This window comes from Marinagarivorans sp. (assembly GCF_982758155.1).
Map to the genome: position 1 here is coordinate 1 of NZ_CEXWTU010000197.1, position 9,419 is coordinate 9,419.

6 protein-coding genes are annotated in these 9,419 nt (G+C 43.1%); all 6 read right to left on the reverse strand.

Annotated features, from left to right (window positions below):
• Window positions 1–228: 228 nt before the first annotated feature.
• Window positions 229–1,437: a hypothetical protein gene (locus AC3A8L_RS16830; protein WP_487963433.1), complete on the reverse strand. Its 1,209-nt coding sequence runs from the start codon at window positions 1,435–1,437 to the stop codon at window positions 229–231.
• A 585-nt stretch (window positions 1,438–2,022) separates the two neighbouring features.
• Window positions 2,023–3,132 (reverse strand): GDSL-type esterase/lipase family protein, encoded by a 1,110-nt coding sequence (locus tag AC3A8L_RS16835; RefSeq protein ID WP_487963434.1) that lies wholly within the window; start codon window positions 3,130–3,132, stop codon window positions 2,023–2,025.
• Window positions 3,133–3,165: 33 nt separating this feature from the next.
• Complete coding sequence (locus AC3A8L_RS16840) at window positions 3,166–4,515, reverse strand: DUF1552 domain-containing protein (protein ID WP_487963435.1); 1,350 nt, start codon at window positions 4,513–4,515, stop codon at window positions 3,166–3,168.
• The gene (locus AC3A8L_RS16845; protein WP_487963436.1) at window positions 4,515–6,956 is read right to left on the reverse strand and encodes a DUF1592 domain-containing protein; all 2,442 of its coding nucleotides are present in this window, start codon (window positions 6,954–6,956) and stop codon (window positions 4,515–4,517) included. Before AC3A8L_RS16845 ends, AC3A8L_RS16840 begins: the two co-directional genes overlap by 1 nt.
• Before the next feature lie 237 nt (window positions 6,957–7,193).
• Window positions 7,194–7,862, reverse strand: coding sequence for a penicillin-insensitive murein endopeptidase (locus AC3A8L_RS16850; protein ID WP_487963437.1), 669 nt, complete (start codon window positions 7,860–7,862; stop codon window positions 7,194–7,196).
• A 72-nt stretch (window positions 7,863–7,934) separates the two neighbouring features.
• The gene (locus AC3A8L_RS16855) at window positions 7,935–9,140 is read right to left on the reverse strand and encodes an acyltransferase family protein (protein WP_487963438.1); all 1,206 of its coding nucleotides are present in this window, start codon (window positions 9,138–9,140) and stop codon (window positions 7,935–7,937) included.
• Window positions 9,141–9,419: the final 279 nt, after the last annotated feature.

Below are 9,419 nucleotides of genomic sequence, written 5' to 3' on the forward strand. Positions count from 1 at the left end.
TGGCGTTCTTTATAACTTATCTAGTGATTTAACGAGTGCATGTCCTCGCTTATTGCCGTGATCGAACTCATCGAGAGTTCAGGTGTGCCTGTCCTTGATTTTCTTGATTTTATTTACGACATGTAGTTGTGCTATGAATTTCCAGGCTGCAAGGCTAAAAGATTGTTAATAAAGAGCTGCTTGAGCAGCTCTTTATTAACGAGGCGTTTTTATCAACACCCTCAATACTTAATGGGTTATAACAATATTATCCCAAGTGATTGGCCCTGCAGAATTTGGCAATGCACTTGAACCCCAAAAAGCCAACCCTATACCCGAGACGCTTGCATAAGCAGCGCTGGTGCTCAGCGGTGTACTTATCTTGGCCCATTCGTTTGCCGGTAAAGTTGATGTGTAGATGGGATCGGAATAGGTAATTGTTCCATCTTGCTGCGCAAAGGCGAAAGCGACTTGGAGATTTTGATCCATTGTATACACCTCAGGAAGGTTAATACTGGCAGACAATATTCCCGAATAAGCGCATGAATCCAAAATACCTATGCTTGATTCTGGCTCGTAGAGAACAAACGACCACTCGTAGGCTGCCGTTTCCCACTGAGGGTTTAATGAAACAACAGAACTAACTTGTAACTGCCAAAGATCGTACTCTATTTCAGCCGTTGATTGCGGATATATTAAATCAATACTGTACCTACCACTTGCGCGATCATAGTGCTCCGAAAAGCATTTATTTACAGGCGTATCACTGCCCTCTTCCCAATAAATATTATCCACTTGAAAATGAGCATTACTTTGTAGGTTCCACATAGGTATCAGCTGGAAGGCCATTGCAACGTTAGTAATATCTAAACCATCAATAATTAAATCATTAACTGGTATGCGGTAAGTATTCCACTGATCAAGCGTATCAACATTTAAACGATAATCAGTGTTTTTACAGGGGTAACCGCACTCAATCACTAAATCTAAACCTTCAGTAGAATCGCCATAATCCAACACCTTTAAATCAAATACTATTTCACCGCCAGCAAAGCGGCTCATATCAGTAGTATTTTCTGCGTAAATCCGCGGCATCGCGTTGTATTCCGTATTATCGTTATACTGAATATCTAACACCGTATTATGCTCAGGGTCACCGCTATCAATCATTGTCATCGTAGCTAGAAGACCTTCCTCTCCTAAGGCTATATCTTCGAACATATTGTAATCAGCTTTCAATTGTTGAAAAACAGTAGGTTCAGACCAGCCAGCGCATACGTTATTAATAAAAACAGCACCAGGCAATGCACTGCAAGACAACGCTTGCGAAGTACTAGAGGATGATTCACCAGATGAAGTATTTTCAGCAGGATACATCGACGGATCACTTGAACTACCGCACGCGGTAAGCGCGATGATAGAAATTGTCGCCAAAATGAGATTGTTAGATTTAAGCACTGTTATTCCTTATATTAAGGTAAATATTCAAGCTGCTTCTCAAAATAGAGCAAAGCTTGCAAGGCCGCATATTAACCTAGCATATACACCCATACAATTTAAGAGCGACCAAAAACCTGCAGGCACTCGCGCTGAACCTCATGCGTAGACGCTTATGAAAGAGAGGGTTAGGGGCAGGGCAATAATAGTTTGTCCAATCAGACGAGGGCGCCTACTTTCTCAGCAAGGCGCTCGAAGGGGCGCATGCGAGGCCTATAGGACATAGGTAGGGTAACGCATCGGGGCAGGAGTCCCTTATAGTTGAATTAATCGATTGGCTGGGCGGGGAATATTAAAGAACACCCGCGTATTAAAGAAGTGTTTAATCACTGTTCTGGAAAGGGTAACTCAATAAAACCCTGTGCCGAAAAACGAGATTAATGCAGAGCGACTACCGTCGCGTTTACAGAGATACCTGGTGAATTAGCGCGGTATGTTAAAGCGGCACGCGATATTAATGTGGCGATGCACATCGTTGGTGTATGGAAAAGCGGCGAGGCGAAATCGTGATTAATTGAAAGACATCCAAAACTCGCCCTTATAGGCCTAAGGTAGCCGCTTGTAATCCAATAATTTTACATCTTCTTGGGCTAGCGTATCTATAATCATTTGCGCAAAGAATCGAGCGCCCTTTTCATTTGAATGGGTTTTATCCCCAGCGACAAAATAGGTTTGCGCGGCTGATTGCCCGATACTGGAAGCCCAGTCATGTGAAAGCTTCATTAAATCGACCAAAGGAACATCGTTACTCTGCGCTATATTTATAAGTTCAGCTCTAATATTTAAATCACCCCAAATATGCTGCGAAGAAAGCACAACGCCGGTATTACGTATCATGGGTGATATGAGTATCGCGTTGGCGCCTTTTTCTTTTATCGCGGTAATCATATTCGTAATGCGTGAGCGATATTGGCTTGCGGAGGTTTGTTTATCATTATGGCCTAACTGAATCATCACCCAATCTTGCGCTTGCATACGAGCACTAATCTCACCCCAACGGTCGCCTCCATTGGGTCGAAATAGGTATGTACCCTCCCCCGAAACAGCATAATTAGCCACTACAATTTCATCATTGAAATGGCTTGGTATAAATTGCCCCCATCCGCTATAACGCGAAACAGCATCGCGATCTAACTGCGGCGACTGATCGGTTACCGTTGAATCACCAATAAGAAACAGATTTTTGTGGCTCAGTGAGGGCTCAGCACTCAAAAACGACAAGGCACTCGCCCCTTGGGTAATCCTTAAATTTAATCCTGGTATTCCAATATCATTTTGAAAGGGATCACCTTCTGGATCTCTTACATCAACAAGGAAAGATAACGTTTTTGGTGAATTTTCGGATTTCAGATTCGCCTCAAACATCAAGCGCCGAGATTCCGCAAAAACTTCTATGGGGCCGCTATAGCCATCCGCAACAGACATTGTGATGCGATAAACGCCGACATCATCACTTAAAAAACATTCTAACGGTTCGCCAATGCAAGTCGCTAATACATTATTTTCATTGCTATTATCAGGCATCGTCACAGGGAGCTCATCAAGTACTAATGAACTATCGCCAGCGCACGATACTAACGAAGCGCCTAATAAAGCAGCATTTAAAAAACGCCGAGAGTGCACAAACCACTGATAACGCACAGAGAAATTAGCCATTATAAAATATCCGAATAAATAAAGCGTTACCGATTAAGCTAGCAATTCGTTAAGGCGATTACCATCACCACCCATTCGGGTTGTAACCCCAACAGCAGAAGCTAAAGTATTTAGCAGGCGAGCATTAGGAGCGTTATTTAACTGAATAAACCGGCCACGCGATAAGATGCCACCGCTATTACCGCAAATAATATAAGGGAGATCACCCATGCGATGATCCGGGCCAGTACCAATTTGATTCGTATTAACAGTGACACCTAAATCCAAAAGTGTGCCTGATGGGGTAGCAATGCTACTGAGCTTATCTAAGAAATATTTAAAATGTCCAATCTGAATCCGATCCACCTTCTTACAAAGTTCATAAGAGTTTGATAGCGTCCGGTGAGAGGCTGTATGAAACTGAACTTTTCTACCATCAATAACATACTCGTGATCATCTTCTCGATCACCAACCTGTAGAACAGTAACGCGGGTATAACCCGAAGACAGGCTAAAAGCCATTAAATCCATATGCAAGCGCTGAATCGTTTCATGATTATTCGTATCATAAAGACGGGGTTCAACCCGGTCCATTGTGGAAACCTGCGCATCAGATAATGTAGCGTTGCTGATTTTCACCTCTAATTCACGAATCGTTGTAAAGTGCTGATCCAAACGATGACGATCATCGTTTGTTAAGTCGCTTCGACTTAACAAACCTTCAATCTCATTTTTTAGTAAATCATTCACACTTTGACGGCGAAGAGCAATAGGGTCGATAATATTAGACGCTGGGTTACTACCTAAAATTTTTCGGTATGCCCTAAGCGGTGAATCATAAGCAGGTCGCTGCTGTCGGGGACCAGCATACGATATGTATGATGGAATATTAAAACCTGAACCGCCCGCTTGATACATGCCCGCATGCAAAAAGAATGGCTCAACCCCTGAAGGATTAATTTGCCGTGCAACAGTTGTATCAATGGACTCAGCGTTGGACATTGTCTCTGCGCCGCGCCCATCCAGCGAGCTTGTTGCCGTTAACAACTGCGAGCAAGCTGAAGCGTGGTTACAACCATTGGCGCCATGCCGATAATTAACACCTTTAACAAACATCAGCTTATCGGCATAATTCGACAGCTCACCGCTTGCCCTATAAGGCTTATCACTCTCCATACTGGCTTTCGATATACTGCCAGGCTGCCAAGGCCACCAAGCTTCATCTTCACCATTTCGTGCCTGCACCACACCATTAGCACTGGCAATAATCGCCAAAAAAGGAGAGGTTTCTTGCGCCGAGGCGCCAGTAGCTTCAAGTAGGGGTAAACCCAAAGCTATACCGCCAACGCCTTTCAGTAATAAACGTCGGTTAATTCGTGAATTTGTTTGATTCTTATTAGTCATTACTGCTCTCCCACTCGAGTTACGAACACTTCATTAGTAACGAGGGCGACGATTAAATCGATAGTCGATAAGTTTTCACTCAAAGATCGCATGGAAAGTTCCCGTGAGATTTTCTCATCATCTTGGCGCGGCTCACGCGCTAAGATACTAGCGGCCCATTTTTTGGCATAACAACTGTGTGCATCCTCACTTTCAGAGAGTACGGAATTAAATTCAGATGAATCAGAAAACAGCTTCTGGCCTTCCGTCAATAAAAATATACCGGAAGAATCAATAGACCGACCATTTTCTAATGTACGATATTGGCCCAGACCATCAAAATTTTCGAACGCGAAACCCGCAGGATTAATCAATGACTTATGACAGCTAGACCCACACTCTTCTGTCACATTCACAATCACTTCTCTATTTGTTTGATTGGGTTGTGCCGGCGGAACCTCGGGTACTATTAGCCCAACAGGGGGAGACAAGTCACTACACAGAATTCGGTGCACTATATAAGCACCACGCTTAATTGTATTTGGTCGCTCTTGATACCCAAAGTAGGCTAAAAACCCAAGACGTGTAAATATCCCTGCACGCTGGTTTGAATCCAAATTGACTTGGGTCCAGCTATTTTCACTAAAATTACCACTTAAACCATACAAATCTGCCAACTTACGATTTACAAAACTAACATCAGTTGTAAATACGTCTCTAAACCCTTTATTTTGCTCAAATAAGTACGCCAATATTCGAGCAGTTTCCTCATGCACCATCGGCCCAACATCATTTGTAAAACCTGGCGAAATATTGATGTCTTTTTGTAGGGTGTCATATTGCCCCAGACCAAAATATTGGAAAAAGAAACGATCAACAGCTTGCTTACCTGCCGGCGTTAATAACAACCGTTCTGCTTCGCTCGCCAAGGTGGTACTGAACGCAAGCGCTCCAGTATCGGCGGCTTGAGACAACAGGCTATCAGGTGGGCGATTCGTCAATGCGTAGGCTAAATTGGCCGCGATTTCATGACTGGTCAAACGTGACCGGCCATCAATCATATTGCCACCAAAAGATGTACGGTATAAAAAAGAAGGCGATTGCAAAAAGGCTTCCAAGGTCACCTTGACACCAGCTTTAAAATCATCCAATCCCGACGTTAAACTTGCCCCTTTATTAAATAGGTTTTTGTAATTTTGCTTTTCGTTAGTCGTTAATGGACGACGAAACACCTTGCGCCCAAAATAATTAATATATGCATCAGCCTTACCCGAAACATCATTTGGAGAACCGCTAGGTACTAAAGCATTTAAAGCCGAACTATTATCAATCACACTTTGCGCGATACGCTCTGCTTCAGTCTGAAAATCATCGCGTAATGTCTGCCCGACAAAAAGGGAATCAGCCTCATTATCAAAACGCACAATTGCATCTTTTGTGACGGTATTACTTAGGTCACCCAAATCAACCTGAGGGAACAAATCTGCCATAGTATTGGCCCACTGGAGTGTACTCAACCGAGAAATCGTGGGTGTCGCAATGGGGGCATCCGAGTACAATAGGCTTTCTTCAGTGAATGTATCAATAATATAAGTCGCCACATCAGCAGCGCAACTATCGGTACATTTAGGCCCATCAAGAGGCATCGTAGCCGTAATGATACTGACTAAACTTTCTTGCGTTGAACAGGTGGTACATTCATTTTCTATAAGTGAAGGATACAGGCCGTTTCCGTCACCTTTTTCACCATGACAATGCCTGCACTGTGCTAAATAAATCGATTTTCCCGACGCGATTTTTTTAGGGTCAGGCCTATCAGTATACATATAGATATCGATGGCAGATAAGTTGGCATTATCTACAGGGGCTGTCACAACAATACTAATACTTCCATCCGATACCGTAAATTCAGGAACCTCAATATCATAAGCGACATCATGCCCCACCGTGGCATAAGTATCTAACCTTGCCGCAACGCTTTTACCTTCAACAGAAATATCGATTAATCGAGCTCCGTTGGCATTCCAATACATTTCCACCAATTTCAAAGTGACTTTATATTGACCTGGCGCAACAGGGATTTCATAGTTAAATTCACCCCACCGCTCAGTTTGATAAAGTGTCGCGTCCGGGGTTTGAGTGATGGAATCGGACGTCTGACCTAGATCACCACCAATAAAATAAAGGTCACCTTGATAAGCATCACCTTGAGAAGAGGTATAGGCGTCGCCACCAGCATTAATCCCCATAAGGCGCTGCCAGGTAAACTCAGCAACCGGCGCAGGCTGAATCAGCGGTGTTTCAGCATCAACAACACACTGAGCGCCATTTTCCGTACCATAAGTATCACCTTCTGAATAGGTGTCGAGCTGAACGCAGGATACGCTTACAACAGGAGCAACCACCCCACCATTGCAGGCGATTAAAGTAACCGCCAAGAACGCGTAAATTAGATATTTCATATAACCAAGCCCCTCAAAAGGTTTTAACAACCGTTGGAAAGACTGTAAATAGAGAATGTGGGTCAAAAATGTGGGTTTTGAAATGTGTAATATAATTGCGACAGAGTTAACAAAGTTGACTACAGCAATACAACACTCTGTGACTTATAACACATGCAGCAACGGATAGCGTTAAGTGGGTCCAACGGACAGACACCGGCTTAAAACCGTTCTGACTAGCTGCGTTTGTCAGTGGACTTACTTACACGGTATGGAAAAGTCAACATGATAGTGCTCATCATGCCTGACCCAAGAACGCTTCTTAGAAAACTGAATATTATTTTTTAGGTAGTTAGCGTATTTAGTTTTATATAAATTGGGCTGTAGCTCTGGATCAAAAATTACACGCCATAAATCATAGCCATCTTCCTGGGCCTGCTTATGAAGCGATACCAAATGTGCAGCTATTGCCTCGTAGTCAATTACAAGATCATCATATCGATCATTTTCATCAAATTCGATATTGTAACCAAACTTGTTTAGTGGATTAGTCGGTAGGTGAACCGACTCCCCTAATTGATTAATGACTGGTGTCATGAAATCTACCGATAGGCCATTCCTGTGTGTTTTATGAGGCTTAAATTGCCCCCCTTCTTTGAACCCAGTTTCAGCGTATTTATAAACTTTACTCGGTTGTTCGGTCTCGAGCTGTTTATATGCTGCAAGGATGATGTCTCTTACTGCCGAATGCACATAGGTTCTACCCGCCAACCGAGCTATTGAACTGTAACCTTCGTAGTTCTTACCCTTGGATGGAAGCTGAACCCCGTTCTCCAAAGAACCGCTGGAAGTAGTGCCATGGCACACGCTAGTTTCAGCCAAGGCGACCAAAGGCAATAATAAAATAAATAGAAGAAGGTACTTCATGTTGTTTGGGCACCAGACATTATAGTTAACATTTACGACGGAATTGAGTAATCAGCAAGGTACTCAATAAACTTATGTCACGCCATTCACTTTAGCGTGACTACCCTGCAATATTTTTTTTCGCATTTTTCTCGCGATTGGTTTTTCGATTAAGTAGGTACTGATTACTGAGATTATAATCATTCCAATACACGCGCCTAAAAACTGATTATTGCCTGTGCTTCTGGCAACCTCCCAGCACATTGCCATGATGAGGTTTTGCCAAATGAAAATGGAAAATGACATTTCACCAAAAAATTTTGTGCCAGGTAACGAAAATAATCGAGAGGCAAGCCCATTTCCACGGGCTAAATCTAAAATAATAAGCATATAAAGCGGCATGAGTAAGCCATGTCGTAAAAAGTACTTCAATGGTTCTTCGATATTTGGAATACATGCAATCGCAATGACGCTTAAGAGTGCTATGTCGCCAACCGCTAACCAATGTGGCGGTTTTTTCCAGCTGGAGTTAAAGCGACTGATGCCAAAGGCTCGACTTAATAACATACCCGCTACAAAATGAGCCACCCAAAATATAGGTGTGGCGCCCAAAAATATACTCCAATCTCTGTTGAGTTTTTCCCCGGAAAACATGCCCAGCGCAATGACGATGGTAGGCAGCAATGAGATTAGAGGGAGAGCGGCGAGCAGTAAAATCATATATTTACGGGAGAGCTTACTGAGCCGTAGCATTAGCCACGGCATTATTAGGTACATAAATAACAGGGCCGATAGCGCCCATGTTGGCCAACTCCAAACGGGTACCCATTGTGGCACCCAAGCCTGTGTAAGCGTAAGAGTCGCTAAGGCACTGAAAACCATAGTGGGTACAGGTGTGTTTTCGCCCAGCAAAAAACCCGTGAATAACAAAAAAGTGATGATGAGTATAATGATATGTATAGGAAATAAGCGCGAGAAACGCAGTAGCCAAAAATGTTTTTTGGAGCTGGTTAATTGTCCATTAGCACCCCAATAGAGGTACGCCAATATAAAACCCGACAACATAAAAAAGAAGCTGGTCGAAAAGTATCCGTGGGATAAAAATGTAATCAGCGTATCTGGCAGCTGGCCAACACTTTGCATTAGCGCTTTATATTCCGGCGGTTTCTCCATGCTGTACAGCGACCACAGGTGGAACAAAAATATGTGGAAAATTGCAAAGAAACGAATCCCGGTTAAGGCAGGCAAAAGTGTTGCCTTAACCGAAGGGGAATTTGTATTATTTAAGTGAGTTTCCACAAGCCGCTCCATAAATTTCATGTGGTTTAGATGCGCTCGATATCTGGCATCGTGTTAATAATGGTACATGTTTTTGCTACGGAATATATCAGGTATAACGTAAATTTTCTGCCACTAGTAAGGGCAATCAATCAAAAAAGGGAAGGAACCCATTTACAAACAGCTATGGAAACCACCCGCCCTCTCCAGAATAATCCTTAAAGATTACCTGATAGGTAATACTTGGGCAGCCCTTTCAAGGTGACTTTTTAACCAGTTTTTCCTTCGCTAATAGCTTTG

Coding starts and splice junctions, on each gene's coding strand:
- AC3A8L_RS16850 (WP_487963437.1), bottom strand. CDS start 7,862: ATGAAGTACCTTCTTCTATTTATTTTATTATTGCCTTTGGTCGCCTTG.
- AC3A8L_RS16840 (WP_487963435.1), bottom strand. CDS start 4,515: ATGACTAATAAGAATCAAACAAATTCACGAATTAACCGACGTTTATTA.
- AC3A8L_RS16835 (WP_487963434.1), bottom strand. CDS start 3,132: ATGGCTAATTTCTCTGTGCGTTATCAGTGGTTTGTGCACTCTCGGCGT.
- AC3A8L_RS16845 (WP_487963436.1), bottom strand. CDS start 6,956: ATGAAATATCTAATTTACGCGTTCTTGGCGGTTACTTTAATCGCCTGC.